This is a genomic window from Acetobacterium sp. KB-1, from assembly GCF_003260995.1.
Lineage (GTDB): Bacteria > Bacillota > Clostridia > Eubacteriales > Eubacteriaceae > Acetobacterium > Acetobacterium carbinolicum.
This window is the reverse complement of sequence record NZ_CP030040.1, coordinates 1,096,546-1,116,436: the sequence shown is the minus strand read 5'-3', so window position 1 is coordinate 1,116,436 and position 19,891 is coordinate 1,096,546. Positions and strand designations below refer to the sequence as shown.

Annotated in this window: 18 protein-coding genes and 1 pseudogene; 18 read left to right on the top strand and 1 reads right to left on the bottom strand. The window is 43.8% G+C overall.

Features of this window, described 5'->3' with window-relative positions:
• Window positions 1-17: 17 nt before the first annotated feature.
• From DOZ58_RS05160 to DOZ58_RS05070, 18 genes and pseudogenes are all read left to right on the top strand, one after another.
• Window positions 18-596, top strand: coding sequence for an MptD family putative ECF transporter S component (locus DOZ58_RS05160; RefSeq protein ID WP_111887337.1), 579 nt, complete (start codon window positions 18-20; stop codon window positions 594-596).
• Complete coding sequence (locus DOZ58_RS05155) at window positions 596-1,318, top strand: energy-coupling factor transporter transmembrane component T (protein ID WP_111887336.1); 723 nt, start codon at window positions 596-598, stop codon at window positions 1,316-1,318. Before DOZ58_RS05160 ends, DOZ58_RS05155 begins: the two co-directional genes overlap by 1 nt.
• On the top strand, window positions 1,315-2,823 hold the full coding sequence (locus DOZ58_RS05150; RefSeq protein WP_162624432.1) for an ABC transporter ATP-binding protein: 1,509 nt from the start codon (window positions 1,315-1,317) through the stop codon (window positions 2,821-2,823). Before DOZ58_RS05155 ends, DOZ58_RS05150 begins: the two co-directional genes overlap by 4 nt.
• Window positions 2,816-4,561, top strand: a complete 1,746-nt coding sequence (locus tag DOZ58_RS05145; RefSeq protein ID WP_111887334.1) for an ABC transporter ATP-binding protein — start codon at window positions 2,816-2,818, stop codon at window positions 4,559-4,561. Before DOZ58_RS05150 ends, DOZ58_RS05145 begins: the two co-directional genes overlap by 8 nt.
• Window positions 4,554-6,317 (top strand): ABC transporter ATP-binding protein, encoded by a 1,764-nt coding sequence (locus DOZ58_RS05140; RefSeq protein WP_111887333.1) that lies wholly within the window; start codon window positions 4,554-4,556, stop codon window positions 6,315-6,317. Before DOZ58_RS05145 ends, DOZ58_RS05140 begins: the two co-directional genes overlap by 8 nt.
• Window positions 6,318-6,419: 102 nt before the next feature.
• A complete protein-coding gene (locus DOZ58_RS05135; RefSeq protein ID WP_242988610.1) occupies window positions 6,420-6,980 on the top strand; it encodes an NADPH-dependent FMN reductase in 561 nt (186 codons plus the stop codon).
• A gap of 221 nt (window positions 6,981-7,201) precedes the next feature.
• Window positions 7,202-7,726 (top strand): GNAT family N-acetyltransferase, encoded by a 525-nt coding sequence (locus tag DOZ58_RS05130; RefSeq protein ID WP_111887331.1) that lies wholly within the window; start codon window positions 7,202-7,204, stop codon window positions 7,724-7,726.
• A gap of 74 nt (window positions 7,727-7,800) precedes the next feature.
• Window positions 7,801-8,433, top strand: a pseudogene (locus DOZ58_RS18865) (class I SAM-dependent methyltransferase).
• Between the two features lie 362 nt (window positions 8,434-8,795).
• The gene (locus tag DOZ58_RS05115) at window positions 8,796-11,873 is read left to right on the top strand and encodes a methyl-accepting chemotaxis protein (RefSeq protein ID WP_162624431.1); all 3,078 of its coding nucleotides are present in this window, start codon (window positions 8,796-8,798) and stop codon (window positions 11,871-11,873) included.
• A gap of 155 nt (window positions 11,874-12,028) precedes the next feature.
• The gene (locus DOZ58_RS05110; RefSeq protein WP_162624430.1) at window positions 12,029-12,592 is read left to right on the top strand and encodes a GDSL-type esterase/lipase family protein; all 564 of its coding nucleotides are present in this window, start codon (window positions 12,029-12,031) and stop codon (window positions 12,590-12,592) included.
• Window positions 12,593-12,736: 144 nt separating this feature from the next.
• Window positions 12,737-13,684, top strand: coding sequence for a CAP domain-containing protein (locus tag DOZ58_RS05105; RefSeq protein WP_111887326.1), 948 nt, complete (start codon window positions 12,737-12,739; stop codon window positions 13,682-13,684).
• Between the two features lie 68 nt (window positions 13,685-13,752).
• The gene (locus DOZ58_RS05100) at window positions 13,753-14,262 is read left to right on the top strand and encodes a GNAT family N-acetyltransferase (protein WP_111887325.1); all 510 of its coding nucleotides are present in this window, start codon (window positions 13,753-13,755) and stop codon (window positions 14,260-14,262) included.
• A 67-nt stretch (window positions 14,263-14,329) separates the two neighbouring features.
• Window positions 14,330-15,115, top strand: coding sequence for a GNAT family N-acetyltransferase (locus DOZ58_RS05095; protein WP_111887324.1), 786 nt, complete (start codon window positions 14,330-14,332; stop codon window positions 15,113-15,115).
• 142 nt (window positions 15,116-15,257) lie between these two features.
• On the top strand, window positions 15,258-15,581 hold the full coding sequence (locus DOZ58_RS05090) for a cupin domain-containing protein (protein ID WP_111887323.1): 324 nt from the start codon (window positions 15,258-15,260) through the stop codon (window positions 15,579-15,581).
• A 189-nt stretch (window positions 15,582-15,770) separates the two neighbouring features.
• Window positions 15,771-16,301: a GNAT family N-acetyltransferase gene (locus DOZ58_RS05085; RefSeq protein WP_242988609.1), complete on the top strand. Its 531-nt coding sequence runs from the start codon at window positions 15,771-15,773 to the stop codon at window positions 16,299-16,301.
• Between the two features lie 35 nt (window positions 16,302-16,336).
• A complete protein-coding gene (locus DOZ58_RS05080; protein WP_111887322.1) occupies window positions 16,337-16,930 on the top strand; it encodes a hypothetical protein in 594 nt (197 codons plus the stop codon).
• 164 nt (window positions 16,931-17,094) lie between these two features.
• Window positions 17,095-18,651: an ABC-F family ATP-binding cassette domain-containing protein gene (locus DOZ58_RS05075; RefSeq protein WP_111887321.1), complete on the top strand. Its 1,557-nt coding sequence runs from the start codon at window positions 17,095-17,097 to the stop codon at window positions 18,649-18,651.
• A gap of 22 nt (window positions 18,652-18,673) precedes the next feature.
• Complete coding sequence (locus DOZ58_RS05070) at window positions 18,674-19,480, top strand: MBL fold metallo-hydrolase (protein WP_111887320.1); 807 nt, start codon at window positions 18,674-18,676, stop codon at window positions 19,478-19,480.
• A gap of 21 nt (window positions 19,481-19,501) precedes the next feature.
• Here DOZ58_RS05070 and DOZ58_RS05065 read toward each other — a convergent pair whose 3' ends face one another.
• On the bottom strand, window positions 19,502-19,873 hold the full coding sequence (locus tag DOZ58_RS05065) for a hypothetical protein (protein WP_111887319.1): 372 nt from the start codon (window positions 19,871-19,873) through the stop codon (window positions 19,502-19,504).
• Window positions 19,874-19,891: the final 18 nt, after the last annotated feature.

The window sequence follows — 19,891 nt, the reverse complement described above, 5'->3', positions numbered from 1 at the left end:
TTTATTTGGAGGTTAGTATGAAAAAGAAATTATCAACAAAAGAGTTGATTCTGGCAGGTGCTTTCGCGGCTATTTTTGTTATGGGGTTAATCGCGATGGCGGTGATTACCGGGTTTACGCCGATTACCTTTTTAATGGTGGCATTTTTAACGGGCATTGTGCTGGGCCCAATTTATATGCTCTATATCAACAAGGTCCCCAAAAGAGGCGCCATTTTGATTCTTGCGGCATTGTGCGGTCTGGTGATGTCGAGTACCTCGTTTTATCCCCTGCTTTTTTCGCTACTCTGCGGATTAGCGGCGGAGGTGACATCGGGTCTGGGGAATTTCGAATCGCCAAAGCACAATGTACTGGGATACGGCTTTTTTTCGTCAATGTTTGTAGGGCCATTTTTGTCGATCATTTTTGCAAAAGAAGCGTTCTTTAAGTCCATGACCCAATATTACGGCGAAGCCTATGTTGCAAATTTTGCCAGCCTTGCTCCCGAGGGGATCATCCTGGGATTAATTCTCTCCGGATTTATCGGCGGCATAATCGGTGGGGTACTCGGAAACAAAGCCCTGAAGCATCACTTTAAACGAGCAGGAATTGTCTAATGCCTGCCATTACACTGCAGTCAAATTCAGTGGTGAAAATTGATCCCCGAACCAAACTGGTTCTATTTGTCCTGATCAATATCATGATGATGGGGAGAAAACCGATAATGGTTGAAGTGCTGCTGGCCGGAATTTCCTGCTTGCTTCTACTTAATGGAAGGTTGATTAAAGAGACCCTGCTTTATGGGGGTCTCTTCTTTCTGCTACTAGCCATTGACAGCGGCTATGGACTACAGGTGTCCACTCCGATTGGCCAGGGTTTGATCATCGCCAGTCGGATGATTCGCCTTTTTTTACCAATGGTGATGTGCTTTACCGTGCTGATGAAAAACACCACGGTAAGTGAATTTATTGCAGCTTTTCAAAAAGCGCATCTACCGATGGGCTTTATCATTCCCTTTGCGGTGATGGTACGCTTTGTGCCAACCGTAAAAGAAGAGTACCAGGCCATCGTTCAAGCCATGTCTTATCGGGGCATCCCCATGGGGATACAAGCAGTGTTGTTTAAACCGTTTATGACCCTGGAATATGTGATGGTGCCCTTGCTGATCTCATCGGCAGGCGTGATGGACGAGTTGGCCGCAGCAGCTATGACCCGGGGCCTGGACCGGGATTCAGTCCGGTCCAATCTGGCGGATGTTAAATTAAGGTTACCGGACTACACCCTGATGGCAGGTGTCATTATCATTTTTATTTTAATGAAGAAAGGATGGCTAGGATGATTCGGCTAAATAATATCTCAGTTGCTTATGAAGGTGGACAAGACAACCCCAGTCATCAAAATGCTCTGGACAATATTTCCCTCACCATTGAAAAAGGCGAATGTATTGTTTTGTGTGGCAAAAGCGGCTGTGGCAAAACCACAATTACTCGGCTGCTCAACGGCCTGATTCCGATGTTTTATCCCGCCGGGCTACAAGGCGAGGTGATGCTAATGGGGAAAAACACTCTGGATATGACCATTCGGGAGATCTCCCAATTTGTGGGCAGTGTTTTTCAGAATCCCAAATCTCAATTTTTCAACGTCGATACCACCGGCGAACTGGCCTTTGGCTGCGAGAATCAGGATTTAAGCCGGGATGCAATCCACCATCGTCTAAAGCAGAGCGTCCAGGATTTCAGCTTGGAAAAGCTCATCAACCGCGATATTTTCAGGCTCTCCGGAGGCGAAAAACAGCGGATTGCCTGTGGTTCGATTTACGCCATGAACCCGGATATTTACGTATTGGATGAACCCTCATCCAATCTGGATCTCCAGTCGATCGGACAGCTTCACAACATTTTAAAACAGTTGAAATCCCAGGGTAAAACCATTATTATTTCAGAACATCGGCTTCACTATTTAAAGAATCTGGCGACCCGATATATCTTTCTTGAAGATGGAAAAATCCTAAACGAATATCGTCCCGCAGAGCTTGAAGCTGTTTCAGAGGCCGATAAACGGAAAATGGGCCTGAGAACCCTGGACTTCGACCAGGTTGACTCAAAAAGAGTCGCAAAGCAACCGCTTAAGGAAGTGGCCATGGGCTTTCAGCAGCTTTTGGTGCGCCGTAACAAGCAGACGATTTTGAAGATGGCGAATCTTCAAATCAGAAAAAATACAGTGCTGGCCATTGTAGGCGAAAATGGCGTCGGCAAGTCGAGTCTGATTGCCTGCGTCATGGGCTTCTTAAATTACCAGGGCGATATCCTTTTAAATGGATCTAAAAAAAATAAGCGGGCCAGACAGGCTGAGAGTTTCCTGGTGATGCAGGATGTAAACAGTCAGCTCTTTGCCCGAACGGTTCTTGATGAAGTGCTGCTTGGGGTTAAATCCCCGGATGTAAAGAAAGCCCATGCCATCCTCGATCAATTGGGGCTGAGCGACCTGTCCCAACGCCATCCGGCTTCTCTTTCCGGAGGGCAAAAACAGCGCTTAGCGATTGCTTCCGCCATTTACGGACAAAAGAAATACCTTTTTTTTGATGAACCCACAAGCGGTTTGGATCGCCAATCAATGGAAGCATTTTGTCAACTGATTCTAGAAAATCGGGAGGTGGTCGATGTCACGGTGATTATTACCCATGATCTGGAGCTGATTCTAGGTTGTGCCGATGAGGTGCTGCTGCTTAATCGGGATTTAAGCATGGATCTTTACCCGCTAGATGAAGCTGGCATAAAAAAAACCAGAACCCTATTTATTAATCTCTATGAGAAACAATTGCAGAAAGAAGGTTTATATGTTTAAAAGAATCATCATTTATGCCGAAGACCAGAAAACGAAAATGCTGTTTGCCACTATTCTTCTAATCCTAAGTGTTCTGGCTGGCGTGTTTCCATTTTTAATGGTCTATCAAATCATTACTCCGTTAATTAATGGCGATACCCTGGCAACCAGCGTCATTCTGATTCGGGTCGGCATGGTATTGTTTTTTCTTGTTTTCCAGGCCGTATTTATGGGGGTTGGATTGGATCTTTCCCATAAAGCCGCTTATGGCACCTTAAAAAACATCCGGATCTCTCTTCAGGAAAAAATGGAAAACTTGCCCCTTGGCGTGATTGAACAAAAAGGCACCGGCCGACTGAAAAAACTCTTTGTGGACGATGTTGACAGTCTCGAAACACTGTTGGCTCATGCCATCCCTGAGGGATTTGCCAACGTGATGGTTCCGGTGGTCATCTACGGCGCTCTGATTATCGTAGACTGGAAATTGGCACTCATGGCGATGGCCTCGGTACCACTAAGCTTATTGGCGATGATGGCCATGTACAGCATTGGTATGAATCGAATGGGGGAATATTTTACCGCTGGTCAAACGATGAATAACACCATCATTGAATATATCAATGGTATGGAAGTAGTCAAAGTGTTTAACCGGGAAGGCGAATCTTATCGACACTTTAAAACCGATGTAAAAAATTACCGGGATTTTACCTTAAAGTGGTTTAAAGCCTGCTGGCCATGGATGGCCGTCTATGGCTGTCTGTTGCCCTATACCCTGATTCTGACCCTGCCGCTGGGATCTTATTTTGTCCTTCAGGGCTATTCCACCCTGCCGGATCTGATCCTTACGATGTGTATGTCGATGGCTCTGGGGATCCCGCTTTTACGGGCGCTGTCGTTTATGTCGGCATTACCACAGCTCAATTATAAACTTGCTGAAGTTGAAAGTGTTATCGATGCAACGCCGCTAAAGGCCGGGACGGCGTCTTTTTTAGGAACCGATCATTCCGTTTTATTTACCGATGTAAGCTTTGGTTATCAGGATGCTACGGTGATTCATCACATCAACTTAGCGGCCAAACCAGGTGAAACCATTGCGTTGGTGGGCGAATCCGGTTCAGGGAAAAGCACTCTGGCCAAATTACTGGTCCATTATTACGATGTCAATGATGGTGAAATTAGCATTGGCGGACAAAATATCTGTACCATGAGTCTGGAAGCTTTGAATGATTGCATTTCATACGTAGCCCAGGATCAGTTTTTATTTAATACCAGTATCCGGGAAAACATCCGTCTGGGCAAACCGGAGGCTGGGGATGAAGCGATTCTACTGGCCGCTGAAAAAGCCCAGTGCCTGGAATTTATCCGGCAGTTGCCAAACGGCATCGATACCTTCGCCGGGGATTGCGGTAATCAGCTATCCGGCGGGCAGAAACAGCGGATCACCCTGGCCCGGGCGATTCTTAAAAATGCGCCGATTCTGGTGCTGGATGAAGCAACCGCTTTTGCCGACCCGGAAAACGAGGAAAAAATGGAAGCTGCCTTGTCAGCGCTGGTGCACGATAAAACAACCTTTGTTATTGCCCACCGACTGACTTCTGTAATGGGTGCCGATCAGATCTATGTGCTTGAAAGTGGTTCCATTTCAGCCCATGGCACCCATCAGGAATTACTTGAAACTTCTTCTTTGTATCAAAAATTATGGATGCATAATCAGAAAAGTGCGGACTGGCAGATGAAAGAGGTAAAAGATAATGATTAGAAAAATGATCAAGCGGATTATCAAGCTGTCCGGAAAATACAGCTGGCGCATCAAAGGCGCTTTTGTTTTCGCCGTGATTGAGGCCATTCTTTCAAAAATGCCCATCTACTACGGTTTTATGTTGTTATCCCGATTCTATGATAACAGCATCACTGCTACCGATTGTCTTTATGTGGGGATTGCACTAGTGGTGACACTGCTGATTCAGATGATTGTTCATCGGGTAACCGACGAATTGCAAAGTGGCGCCGGCTATCTGCTGTTTGCGGATAAACGGATTGAATTGGGGAATCATCTTCGTAAAATGCCGATGGGATATTTTACCGAGGGGAATATTGGTAAAATCAGCTCGGTTTTAAGTACTGATATGGCGTTTATTGAAGAAAATATTATGCATAAGCTGGGAAATATCATGAGCTTTATTTTTTCAGCCGCAGTAATGCTGCTCTTTATGTGTCTGCTTGACTGGCGCCTGGGTGTTATCGCTCTGGTCACCACCGGTGTTGCGGTGGTAGTGGGAGAGCAGATGCAAAAAAAAGTATCGGCCCAGGAGTCAGTTTTGCGTCAGCAACAAAGTGAATTACTTACTGATGCGGTGCTAGCCTTTGTTGAGGGGATTGCCGTGATTAAAAGCTATAATCTTCTGGGTGAAAAATCCGGGGAGCTTCGTCAGAATTTCAAGCGCTCCATGGACAAAAACATTGACTTTGAAAGTGCCATGTCCCCCTGGATTGTTGGTTTGTTTGTTGTCCTTGCCATTGGCATAACCGGGGTATTCGGGATGTCAATTTTCCTCACCGTCAATGGTGAGCTCGGTTTGCCTTATCTGTTGGGAGTACTACTTTTTGTCTTTGAGATGTTTGGGCCCCTGAAGGCGTTGTACCTGGAAGCTCCGGTACTGAATATTATGAATTGCTGTCTTGATCGCATTGAAGCGGTACTCGATGAACCGGAACTGGATGACGGCGGCCAGCAAACCCTCCCGCAGCAGGCCGCCGATGGCATTGAAGTCGCATTTAAGAACGTCCGCTTTGGCTATGGTGAGGAGCTGGTATTGGACGACATTTCCTGTGAGTTAAAAAGCCAGACCATGACTGCACTGGTTGGCCCGTCAGGCGGTGGAAAAACAACCGTGGCCAATCTGCTGGCACGGTTTTGGGATGTCAGACAGGGCGAAATTATGATCCGGGGCGTGGATCTAAAAACGGTTCCCCTCGCGCAATTAATGGAACAAATCAGCATGGTTTTTCAGCGCGTTTATTTATTCAAGGATACCATCTACAACAATATTGCCATGGGTCGCCAGGACGCAACCCGGGAAGAGGTGACAGAAGCCGCCAGAAAAGCCCGCTGTTATGATTTTATCATGGCGCTGCCCGATGGCTTTGATACCCTGGTGGGCGAAGGTGGAGCCAGTTTGTCCGGTGGTGAAAAACAACGTGTTTCGATTGCCCGGTGTATTCTCAAAGATGCTCCGATAGTTATTCTGGATGAAGCAACTGCCAGTGTTGACCGGGACAATGAACGCTATATTCAAGAAGCCATCAGTGAACTGGTCAAGGGAAAAACCCTGCTGGTCATTGCTCACCGCATTCATACCATTAAGAATGCCGATCAGATTCTTTTAATTGCTGACGGGCGGATTGTTGAAAGGGGAAACCATCAGCAATTGTTACAGGGCAACGGGATTTATGCCGGCTATGTAAAAACGCTCAATAAAAAGCAACAGTGGCAGATTAAAAGAAGCGTTGTTTAAGACTTAAAATAATAAAGAAGCTGTTTAGTTCATCTTTAAACGGGTACAATTATATTAAATCAATTTAATATTGGTTAAACGATATAGAATACCAGGAGGTTTATGATGGCAAAAATTGGAATTATTTTAGGTAGCACCCGACCAGGACGAAATGGGGAAGCGGTTGCTAAGTGGGTTGAAAAACTGGCACAGAAGCGATCAGACGCCACATTTGAGTTGGTGGATATTGCAGACTATAATCTACCGCTTTTGGATGAGCCATATCCGGCCATGATGCAACAATACACAAAAGAACATACCAAAGCGTGGTCAAAAAAAATCAGTGAATTTGATGGTTTTATCTTTGTATCTGCAGAATATAATCACAGCATCCCCGGCGCATTAAAAAATGCGATTGACTATTTGAATGTGGAATGGAAAAATAAAGCCGTTGGATTTGTAGCATATGGCAGCGCCGGTGGGACGAGAGCCGTTGAAGCGCTCCGCCTTGTTGCCGGGGAACTCCATATGGCCGATGTCCGGGCTCAGGTGATGCTAAACCTGTTTACCGATTTTGAAAACATGAGCGTTTTCACCCCTGACCCACGTCATGAGGAATCGCTTAATGATGTCTTTGATCAGGTGATTACCTGGAGTGGTGCATTAAAAACCTTGCGGGTTTAGTACAATCATTTTATAAAACGATAGCAGTTTGGTCGCTAAGGTTATAATCTAAAAAGCTGACATCCGAGAAATACACCTCGGATGTTAGCTTTTTTAACGATTATAATTGCGGGCCGAGTGTTCTTAAGATAGAATAAGAAAGGCAGCGAAATGGACATGGAATTTCTGCGGATCACACACTTTTCGAAAAGCAGATCAATTTTTAAAAAGAGAGGAAAAAAATGAAGAACATTATTACGAAAAACCTGGTGTTAAGACCCCTGACCCTGGATGACACCAATGACGTTTTTGATTATTCCAAAAATAAAAATGTCGGTCCGCGGGCCGGCTGGAAACCCCACGAAACCATTGAAGAAACAGAAGTGATCATGGAGACAATCTTTGTTGGTCAGGAAAATATCTGGGGGATTGAATATAATAAAAGGATTATCGGTTCAATCGGGTTGATTGAAGATCCCCATCGCCAAAACGATCAGGCACGGATGCTTGGCTATGCACTGAGCGAAGATTATTGGGGGCAAGGCATTATGACAGAAGCGGCTAAAGCGGTGCTGACATACGGTTTTGACACTCTGGGTCTTGATCTGATCTCGGCAGTACACTACCCGTTTAACCTGGGATCCCAGCGTGTTATTGAGAAATGCGGTTTTCTTTATGAAGGAACAATCCGCCAGGCAGAAAAGATATACACGGGTGAAATCCGCGATGTTAAGGCTTATTCCATTACCAGAGAAGAATTTAGGTAAAGAAAAATCGGAAAAATTGGATTCCGGGAAATCCTATCATAAGAATATTGATTTATGAGTGAAAGTGAGAAAAAATGGGAACGGATGAAAGCTATCAAAATAGTGCAAAGATTTATGATGTATTGGACCGAACCTACTTTAGAAAGGCCGTCTCAAGCCCTCGGAATGCCGTTATTTCGTTATTGGGGGATGAACTATTAACGGTTTTGGATATGTGTACCGGAACAGGGACCAATGCGATTGCCATTGCCGGGACAAGAAGCAATGCCAAAGTGATCGGGATTGATATTTCGGATGCAATGTTACAAAAAGCAGCAGCTAAAGTGGAGAAAGAGGCGATACCCAATGTCAAGCTGATTCATATGGATGCGACAAAGATGTAGTTTCCAGGCGAGAAATTTGATGTGGTACTGATCTCTCTGGTTTTGCATGAGTCAAGTCCTGATCTGGCAGAGCAACTGCTTTTGGAAGCTCGAAGAGTGTTAAAAACAGCCGGAAAAGTGATTGTTGTGGAGTGGGAAGAACCTGCCAGTTTGCTAAAAAAAATCCCGTTTTATCTCATTAAAAAAACGGAACCGATCGGCTTTGAGGATTTTCTAAAGTGCGAAATGCATCGGTATTTTTTTCGGTTTGGTTTTGAAATAACTCAAACAATTCATTGTGATTACAGTAAGGTGATGGTCTTGAAAAAGAATGATCACATTTAATAAACAGAGTTATAAAAATTAATCATGACTAAAATAAATAGAAATCGCTTTCATGAACAAGTCTGATAAAAGTCAGTTGCCTTTTTATTTGATCTGTTATAAGATATAAATAAATATCAATTCAAGACATGAGATGAGTGCAAAGAAGCCGCGAGTGATGGTTTTTTTTGCGCTCTTTTTTTGTTCTGCTTTCTAAGAAATAAGTAAATAGCATAATTGTTAAATAAAAGTAAAAATTGTCTCACAATGAAAACGAGTCGATCAATTTATGCTAGGATACCTACAATAGTTATAAGTAGGTAAAAAAACACATCTTAAAGAAAGGTAGAAATGATATCGAGGGATATCATAAGTGAATGAGAATGAATAATAAGAGAGGTTTACTTGTCCGAATGTTGTTAAGCATCGGGCTACCGGTGGCAATTATTTTTGCAATTGTCGCCGGAATTGTGCTGTATGTTGTGGATCAGGCCATTGCAGAGATTAAAGTCAACGAATTATCAGCCCAGTCTGAATCGGTTTCAAATCAAATTGAGACATACTTTACAAAATATCTGGAGGATGCCAGTCAATTGGCGACAAACCCGGAAATTCAGAGTCTGTTTAATCAGGTGACACCAGGGGTCGGCATTACATCGACAGCTAACTTTCCGGAGATCAAGCAACATTTAGATAATGTGGCTGCGACCGACCCGGAGAACATTCAGGTAACCTGGATTGCTGATGTGGACTCCAGTCAGTTTACCCAATCAGATGGAGTGGTTTCGGACCCATCCTATGACATTAATGTCCGGCCCTGGTTTATGGAACTGGTAGCAAAAAAGAAGGCTTTTATTTCGGAGCCTTATGTGGATATTACTACCCAGAAAATTATCGTCAGCGTCGTTGCTCCGGTGTTTAAACCGGGAACCCAAGAGTTGGTGGGGGCCACCTGTGTGGATGTCTCTATCGATCGGATTAAGGAGATTGTTGCTGAGAATAAAATTGGTGACTCCGGGTTCTTTGTGGTTTCTACCGATAGTGGCATGGTTTTTGATCATCCTAATCCAGATTATAATAACGGTCTACTCAGCGATACGGATATGTCAGAGAATATTATTACCGCACTGATGGACAAAGTTGCTGGACCAATCTCCTATTCAACTGGAGGTACCGAAAGCAGGGGGTATGTTGCTGAAATTGGCGATACCGGGTGGGTACTGGCCACAGGATTGCCAACAACCGAATTCAACAGTACTTTTGCCGGAATTCTCACCATGATGTTACTTATTTTTGGACTGGGACTCATTATCATTGTGGGAATTCTTGTAATTTCCACCGGTAACTTCGTCCGACCCATAACCCGACTGGCCAAAGCGGCTGATCGTCTGGCATTGGGAGATGTGGACATCGATCAGTCGATGGCGCAGGATGTTAGAGAAGATGAAATTGGTGATCTGACACGATCCTTTGTGAATATGGCCGAAAACATCAGGGAACAGGCTGAAGCCGCTCAATCTTTTGCCAAAGGTGATTTGTCCATCGACATTCAGCCTAAATCGTCAGAGGATGTTTTGGGCAACAGTATGGTTTTAATTAAAGAGTCAATTGGTAACCTTGTCTCAGACACCATTATGCTTTCGGACGCTGCCATTCGTGGCGATTTCACCAGACGAGCAGCATTGGACAGACACTCTGGTGAGTATGCCCAAGTTATTTCCGGTGTCAATCAAACCCTCGATACTGTGGTTGACAAGATGTTCTGGTATGAAGCCATCATCGACGGGATTCCATTTCCGGTTCATGTTACCGACAATGATATGAAATGGACCTTTATGAACCGTGCGTTTGAAGATCTGATGATTGAAAACGGCGTAATTAAGGATCGCGTTTCTGCCTGTGGAATGGACTGCCATAATTCCAGAACCAGCATTTGTCAAACACAGAGCTGTGGAATCAGGCAACTAGTGGATCAGGGCGTGTCGGAAAGCTACTTTGACTGGGTTGGCCGCAGCAACAAACAGGCGACCGCTTACCTCAAAAACAGAAATGGGGAAAACGTTGGATTCATTGAAGTAGTTACCGATTTAACACCGATGATTCGGGTCAGTGACTATACCAAAGCAGAAGTAGCTCGTCTGGGTGAAAACCTGATGCGCCTGGCAGAAGGAAATCTGGACTTTGACTTAAATTGCAATGCCGCGGATGCCTATACCTCAGAAGTCAGCGCTCAGTTTAATGAAATCAATAACAGCCTGATGCTGGTCAAAGAATCAATTGGCACCTTGATTGATGATGCCACCATGATTACCAATGCCGTCATAGATGGAAATCTCCAAATCAGAGCCGATGCCAGTAACTTCCAGGGAGCATGGCGGCAAGTGGTCGGCGGCATGAATGCCATTCTGGAAGAACTGAACAAACCACTGGGCGAAGTGATGGAAGTCATGGCCGCCATCTCTAATGGTAATCTTCAGGTACGGATTAATGGTGAGTATCGGGGGGATGTGGATTTACTCAAACAGAGCGTCAATTCCACTGCCACACTGTTGGATGGCGTCGTCGGGGAAATTACTGAAAAAATCGAACAATTATCCCAGGGGAATCTGGATATTGAAAATGCTCAAGCTTTCAGTGGCGATTTTGTGACCATTTCCAACGCCCTGAATGTGATTATTCATTCGCTCAATGAAGTTATGGGTGATATCAATATCGCCGCTGAGCAGGTGAATGTCGGCGCCAATCAGGTGTCAGACAGCAGCCAGGGATTGGCTCAGGGTTCGACCGAACAGGCCAGCTCAATTCAGGAACTGACCGCTGCCATTACTGAAATTGCTGATCAGACCAAAAATAATGCTGTTGATGCCAACAAAGCCAGAGAACTGGCTACTGATGTGATGGGCAATGCAGAAAAAGGGAATCGCCAGATGACCGAAATGCAGCAATCGATGGTGGAAATCAATAAATCATCCGAGGACATTTCCAAAATTATCAAGGTTATTGATGACATTGCTTTCCAGACTAATATCCTGGCGCTCAATGCTGCGGTCGAAGCTGCCCGGGCTGGACAGCATGGCAAGGGTTTTGCGGTAGTTGCCGAAGAAGTTCGAACCTTAGCGGCCAGAAGCGCCGAAGCTGCCAAAGAAACCGCGATTTTGATTGAAGGTTCGATCAACACTGTTCAGGAAGGGACAAAAATAGCTGACGATACTGCTGGCGCTCTTGATGAAATTGTTTCGGGAATTGGCAAGGTTACCAGTTTAATTGGCAATATTGCCGGTGCTTCCAATGAACAGGCCACCGGCATCGCCCAGATCAATATGGGGGTTGAACAGGTCGCCCAGGTGGTCCAGCAGAATTCGGCCACTGCCGAACAAAGTGCCGCCGCCAGTGAAGAGCTTTCTGGCCAGTCGGTTCTATTAAAACAGATGATTGATCAGTTTAAGATTAGAAAGGGCTAGCCGTCTTTTATAAAGATAATCTAATTTTAATCAAACAGAGACCACCTTTTACAAGGTGGTCTCTGTTATTGTCAGACCGTTTATGCTATCATAGACATGGTTAAATAATAACCGCTGAAAGCTTAAGATAAGGCCAGTTTATAAGGAGAAAAATCGTGAAAATAATATGTTTAGGGGACAGTCTGACCTTTGGTTATCAGGTGTCCCGGGAAGAAAAATGGCATGTAATTGCAGAAGAAAAAACCGGAATCCGGATGATCAATCGCGGGGTTAGCGGGGATACCACTGACGGGATGCGAAACCGAATCCAGAAACAGGTCTTTAATGCAAAACCTGATGGGGTGATCCTGATGGGTGGCTATAACGATATCTTTTTTAATCACAGTTGGGAGTGTGCCGCCCAAAATATGATCACCATGGTTGATCAGTCCAGCGCTAATGGTCTTCAGGTCTTTGTTGCCATCCCGCCACCGATTCATCTGCTGGTGACCTTTAAAGAAGGGGGGGTGGTAGTCGATTTTAAAAAATCGGCGGGGATGATCGAGGCTTACTGCCAGTGGTTAAGAGATGATCCGGCATTATCCCGGATCAAAGCTCTGGATTTCAGAGCTGCCATCGACTGGACCGACAAGGATCTGTATCTGGATGGGATTCATCAGAGCCCGGCGGGCCATCGGCAAATGGCAGACAGGGTAATCTCATTTTTTAAAATGGGATAAAAGATCAAAACGGCTATTAATAAAATCAGAAGTATAAGTTCATTGCGACTCAGGATTAATTATTTAATGCGATAATCGGTATTAATACAGATAACATAAAAAAGGAGATGGATGACCGTTTGATTAGATCATCCGAAAAGTAAGATGAAGCAAGTTGCAAAATGGTGTTTCTATTTTTTATTTGCATTCGTACTTAGCATCGGGATTATGCCTAATAATATATTGGCCGCCAGCACCCCAAATGTCAGTTATCGCACCCATGTTCAAAATGTAGGCTGGCAGGATTTTGTGTCAAATGGCAAGATGAGTGGAACCTCTGGTTTAAGTCTGCGCCTGGAGGGGATTGAAATCAAACTTGATTCCCCCGTAACCGATTTGGGGATTACCTATCAAACCCATATTCAGAATATCGGCTGGGAGGCCGATACCGCCAGAGGCTGGAAAAGTAACGGGGGAATGAGCGGAACCTCCGGCCAAAGCCTTCGTCTGGAAGGGATCCAGATCAAACTCACCGGGGCGGATGCCGAGCAGTTTGACGTTTACTATCAGGTTCATGTCCAAAACTATGGCTGGCTGGATTGGGCAAAAAATGGTGAAAGTGCAGGTTCCCAGGGTTATTCTTATCGCCTTGAAGGGATTTATATTGTTGTTCAGCCCAAGGGAACCGCTGCTCCGGGAAAGACGGATACGCCATTTATCGAGGCAACCACGCCTTCTTTTGAAGCTCAGGTGATCGCTCTGGTCAATCAGGAACGGGCTTCCAGAAATCTTGGCCTGGTAAGCAGTGAGGCCACTTTAACACGGGCAGCGCAAATCAGGGCAGAAGAAATTATCCAGTTATTCTCACACACTCGACCAAATCAAAGCAGCTGCTTTACCGTCCTGACAGAACTAGGGATTAATTACCAGGGCGCTGGTGAAAATATTGCCGCCGGTTATTCCAGTCCGGAAGCGGTTATGAATGGCTGGATGAATTCAGAGGGCCATCGAGCGAATATTTTAAATCCGGGATTTAACAAGCTAGGAGTAGGTTATGCCCAATCAGGTTCTGGATACAGTCATTACTGGACCCAAATGTTTATTTCGAATTAAAACGGTGGATGGGATCGATTGACAGCGATTAATGCGGTCAATCCTTTCCAAACATCGGAAAGGATAACATGAAAGACTATACTATTCGGGAAATTAAACCTTCAGAGATACCATTGCTTGCTGATTTTTTATATGAGGCCATTTTTCAGCCAGACGAGCAAAACCGACTGCCAAGGGATGTGATCAAGCAGCCGGAACTGCAGGTTTACATCGAAAACTTCGGCGGAACGGATGACTATTGCCTGGTTGCCGAGTGTGATAATAAAATTGTTGGTGCCGTGTGGACCCGCATCATAGCTGGAGCGGTTCGGGGATTTGGAAATGTGGATGACGAAACACCGGAATTTGCGATCTCACTGTATCCGGAATACCGTAATAGTGGCATCGGCACCGCACTCATGAAACAAATGCTGCAACACTTGACAATAAAGGGCTACCGACAGGTGTCGTTAGCCGTGCAGAAAGACAATTATGCTCTGAGTATGTATCAGGCGGTTGGCTTTTTTGTGATTGATGAACTAGATCAGGAATATCTGATGATCTGTCAATTAGACGGTGAATCTATTCTCAAAGTTTAATACGCTCGATTATGTCTGATTGGGAAAGAAATCTCATGAATTAAAAATAGAAAGGATTAAGGCTAGGATGAGTGCGTTTGAAATAATAGACTTGACTCCCGATAATATTGCGGACTATGGAGTATGCGGTTATAAAGATATCAAGAAACATGTGGAGCTACGAAATAAAATTCAGTGGTTTACCGATTATTATTCGAAAGGTCTGAGAATCAAGGCGGTGCTGAGTGATGAAGGGGGCTACCAGGGGATGATTGAGTACATTCCCGGAAGTTATGCCCATCGACCCGTTGAAGCAGATGGGTATTTGTTTATTCACTGTCTTTATGTTGGGCTGAAAAAACAATATAAAGGGAAAGGTTATGGGACAGCGTTGATTCAGGCCTGTCTCGAGGATGCGAAAAAAACTGAAAAAAAAGGTGTGGCGGTGGTGACTCGAAAAGGTTCATTCATGGCAAATGATGCGATTTTCTCAAAAATGGGATTTGAAGTTGTGGATCAAGTAAAACCAGATTTTCATTTAATGGTCAAAAAGTTCGATGTTAAAACAAATGATCCGAAATTCAAGGAAGCTATGCAGGAAAATCTGAAAAAATTCGGATCAGGCTTAACAATTTTACGTTCACCACAATGCCCCTACACAGAGAAAAATGTTAACGAGATAATGGCAACAGCCAAGGATCGATTCCATTTAGAGGCACAGTTAATTAATCTTTCTGATGCGGCGACGGCACAAAATTCGCCCTGCCCCTTTGGAACATTTGGCATTATTTTTGACGGGAAACTCATTAGTCATCATCCCATCAGCAATACGCGATTTGTGAATATTCTAGAGAAAATAATTAAAAATGTATAATGAAAGGCAAAAATAAAAGCGTTAATCAATAGTTGGTGATTAGATGGGTATATCCTATAACATAGGCGCTTGCAAAATACTGTAAAAAAAGAGATGTTTTGGGATTCCCTAATTGTATGATAGAAAAAAGGAGGACAATAAAATGGTGGAACAAATTTTTAAACTGTCGAGAGGTAATGATAAGGCGGTGGAGAAAGTAATATTTGATGAGAACGTTCATTATCTGCATATGGTATTTAATAAAGAGGAAGGACTTCCTGAGCATTTTTCCAATTCCAACGTCTACATGACTGTGGTCAGAGGAACACTCTCAATTGGACTTGACGATCAGGAGGTTCATGAATACGAAGCAGGAACGCTATTAAAAATACCACTTCAAACCAAAATGAATGTCAAGAATATGCACACCGAAACATTAGAACTAATTGTTGTGAAAGCACCAGCACCAAACAATGCGAAACATTAACTAACGACTCAGAATTAATGATTATCTGCCATATTCATTTTATTATATGTAACTATGAAAATAGTCAAAGTGACATTGGCTTTGGTTGGTTTGTACGATGTTTTTTGAATAACGATGGATTTATGGTATAATATAAATAACGTTAAAACCATGATTAAGGTTAATTTTGACAGTTTGGGGAGGGTGATTATGCTGGGTGCAGCGATTGGGGACAGTGCCAGTTCCCGAAGGATGATAATTAGAGAAGCAACAAAACAGGAACGGGAATTTCTATTTCGCAAGGCGTATCAAGTCTGGCATAAAAGCAGAACTCTGGAAGAGTACATCAAGGATAATTCAAAAGAAGATGCCTTTGGAACACGTTTTGTCATCGATCAAGACGGGCAGCTCGTCAGCTCATTGATTGTGTTGAAATTAGAACCGATTATGGGGAAAAAGGTTTACGGTATTGGTTCGGTTCTCACACCAAAACCCCACACTGGCAAAGGCTACGCGACCATTCTTTTAGAAAATCGTATTTCTAAGATCGAAAAAGATGAGGACGCATTTATTTTTCTTTACTCAGATATTGATCCGGATTTTTATCGTCGACTGGGATTTCGATTACTTCCACAAGAACTTCAGAAAAAAGTGCAAAGCCCATGTATGGTCAGGTGCGGGGAGATGTGTTGGGATAAACTGATCAGGGTTTCGATTGATCGGATTCCGGAATATTTTTAGTCATTGTCACACAATACGTCTTCAAGGGAGGAATCATGAGAATAAACAGAAAAACGGCCGGCAAGGGAATTATTGCCTTGAACATTTTCACAATGTTTGTCTTTCTGTTGGTGATACTAAAAATTCTTCCCTATGAATTCATCAGTGGTGGACTACTGGAAAGTTATGATGCGGCCGTTCAAGCAGCCTCCACCAGCATAATTATGTTGATCTATGGGATCCCGGTAATTGCCGCGGCATCCGGGCTGATCCGAGTAAAAGACTATAGAAACTTCTATAAAGGCTGGCTCTTTTTTGCATTGGTGTTAATTGTCGTTCTTATTTATGAATCTTCGATCACGGGTGTGATTGTGGTGTGTTTCGGCATCCCCCTGATTGCTGTGGCAGCAGGTGCCATTGACGATAAAGAGTTTAACCTGTTTTCGAAAGTTTATCTTTGGTTATCCTTTATGTTTGCCTGTTTAAATACCCTGGGAAATCTGTTGGGGGCCACCTGGTTTGAGAAAATAATTATGGGGTTGGTAACCTTGATGCAGGCAATTCTCTACTTTAATATAGCTACAAGCAAACGAAAAAGAAGACCAAAGAGTAATAATCAAAGGGTCAAAAAGCGGACGAATAAAAAATAAATGGTTTAATATGAAGCTGTGAAACTGACCAGGCAGTCTGGTATAATCATCGGGCATATGGGGTATACTATAATGCAAGAATCGTAGGATAAATAAAACACTTCCTGATCTGCACCACAAATCTGGAAGTGTTTTTAATTGAAAAAATAAGAAATGGAGAATAAATGAGTATTTTAAATGTCGAGAATCTTTCTCACGGTTTTGGTGATCGGGCGATTTTTAATCAGGTATCGTTTCGGTTATTAAAGGGAGAGCATATCGGTTTAATTGGACCAAACGGAGAAGGTAAGTCTACCTTTATGAATATCGTTACCGACAGGCTGATGCCAGATGAGGGCAAGGTGGAATGGGCCAAAAATGTGCGGATCGGTTATCTGGATCAGCATGCGGTTTTGCAATCGGGAATGACCGTCCGGGACGTGCTGACCTCAGCCTTTGATTTTCTACTGGATATTGAGAGCCGGATTGGTTATCTTTATGAAAAAATGGGTGAGGACAGTCCGGAAGAAGTGGAAAAGAGTTTAGAAGAAGTGGGTGACCTTCAGGAATTGCTGGAGTTTCATGACTTTTATCTGGTGGATTCAAAGGTCGAAGAAGTAGGCAATGCCCTGGGTCTCAACGACATTGGTATGGATAAGGACATCACCGAACTCAGCGGCGGCCAGCGTACCAAGGTGTTGTTGGGAAAACTGCTGCTGGAAAAACCGGACATCCTACTGTTGGATGAGCCCACTAACTATCTCGATGAGCAGCATATTGAGTGGTTAAAGCGCTATCTCAATGACTATGAAAATGCCTTTATTCTGATTTCCCATGATCTGCCCTTTGTCAATTCCGTGATTAATCTTATTTATCATATGGATAACCAAAAACTGACTCGTTATGTAGGGGATTATGCTAAGTTCCAGGAAGTGTTAGAAGCAAAGAAGGCTCAGGAACAGGCTGCTTATACTAAACAACAAAATGAAATTGCCGATCTTAAAGACTTTGTGGCCCGAAACAAGGCCCGGGTAGCTACCCGGAATATGGCTATGTCCCGACAAAAAAAACTGGATAAAATGGACATCATTGAGCTGGCATCCGAAAAGCCCAAACCGCGGTTTAATTTTAAGGAAGCCGGTACCACTGGGCGCCGGGTTTTTGAAACTGAAGATCTGATCATCGGTTATGATGAACCCCTGTCCAAACCACTAAATTTAGTCATGGAACGGAAAAAGAAAATCGTTTTAAAAGGTACGAATGGTATTGGAAAAACAACCCTGTTAAAAAGCCTGTTAGGATTGATTCCACCGATCACCGGCACCGTATTACAAGGGGAAAAACTGCAAGTCGGTTATTATGAACAGGAAATGGATCAGGATATCCGAACCAGTTGTATTGACGAGGTATGGAACGAGTTTCCGTCTCTGAATCAGAATGAGGTCCGTTCAGCCCTGGCTCAATGCGGTTTAACGCGTAAACATATTGAAAGTATGGTCAAGGTTTTAAGCGGTGGCGAACAGGCCAAGGTCCGACTATGCAAACTGATCAATCGGGAAACCAACATTCTGGTTCTGGATGAGCCCACTAATCATCTCGATGCCGATGCCAAAGCTGAACTGAAGCGGGCGTTAGAAGCCTATAATGGCGGCATTCTGATGGTCTGCCATGAACCGGAATTCTACGAAAGCTTTGTTAATGAAGTCTGGGATTGCTCCCAATGGACGACCAAGGTTTTTTAAATCATAACAAATGGAGGCTAGAATGCGGCTAAAAGTCATTGTTGATAACAACACCATTATCGACGAATATTACTGGGGTGAGCCCGGGGTGTGCTATTATATTGAGGACGGGGAAGAAGCCTTTCTTTTTGACGTGGGCTACTCGGATCTGTTCATTAAAAATGCCACAGCCATGAATATTGATTTGAATAAGATTAATACCCTTGTACTTTCTCACGGCCACGATGACCATACTCGAGGCTTAAAAAGCCTATTGGATATCAAGAGAAAGCAACCATTTCATATTATCGCTCATCCTGATGCCCTGAATTATAAAGAGTATAACGGTCTGAAAATATCAATCCCATTTACCCGAACAGAACTGGCAGAAAGTTGCCAGCTGAAACTCACTCGGACTCCGGTAAAGGTTACCGAGAACATCACCTTTCTGGGTGAAATTCCTCGGGTGATCGATTTTGAGAAAGCAGAACCGATTGGAAAACAGCAAGTAGGTGATGAACTGACCGATGATTATCTGCTGGATGATTCCGCTCTGGTCTATCAGGGCGAAGCGGGAATTTTCATTATCACTGGATGCTCTCACAGCGGTATCTGTAATATTATAGAATACGCCAAAGCCGTCACCGGAGACCAACGAGTTCGTGGAGTTATCGGCGGATTCCATCTATTTGAGGTCAATGACCGGGTAGTACAGACCATCGATTATTTTAAAAACCATCAAATCGAACAGATCTATCCCTGCCACTGCACCACCTTTGCCGTCAAAGCAGCCATTCACTCACATATTCCTGTGGGTGAGGTGGGGGTCGGATTGGAGCTTTACTGGTAACGATCCAAGTATATTGCTGTTTTAATTTAAGAATTTCGAACGGGAAAATGGTGGTTCAAGGTTAAAAACGGTATCGTCATCGGTTGTTTGTGGTTGGTCAGGTCTACAATGATAAAGTTTTCGAATCAGGTCATTATAAACCCATTCCAAATTATCCAGTTCTTCCAGCAGGGTAAGGGTGTTGGTGATAAGCTCGGCGGCCTCGGTATATTCAGGATTTTTTGAAAGCCGTTCATATTCTTTCTTACTGATGACATCAACCACTTGGCTAGTATGAGCTTTGGACTTATTAGCTGCGAAAATTTTTATGCCCTTATCAAAGTTCTCCTGGGTCAAACTATCTAGATCTTTACAGAGCTTCCTGATTTCTTCAAGCAATTTTTCTGAGATCATAAGGTCCCTCTTTTCATG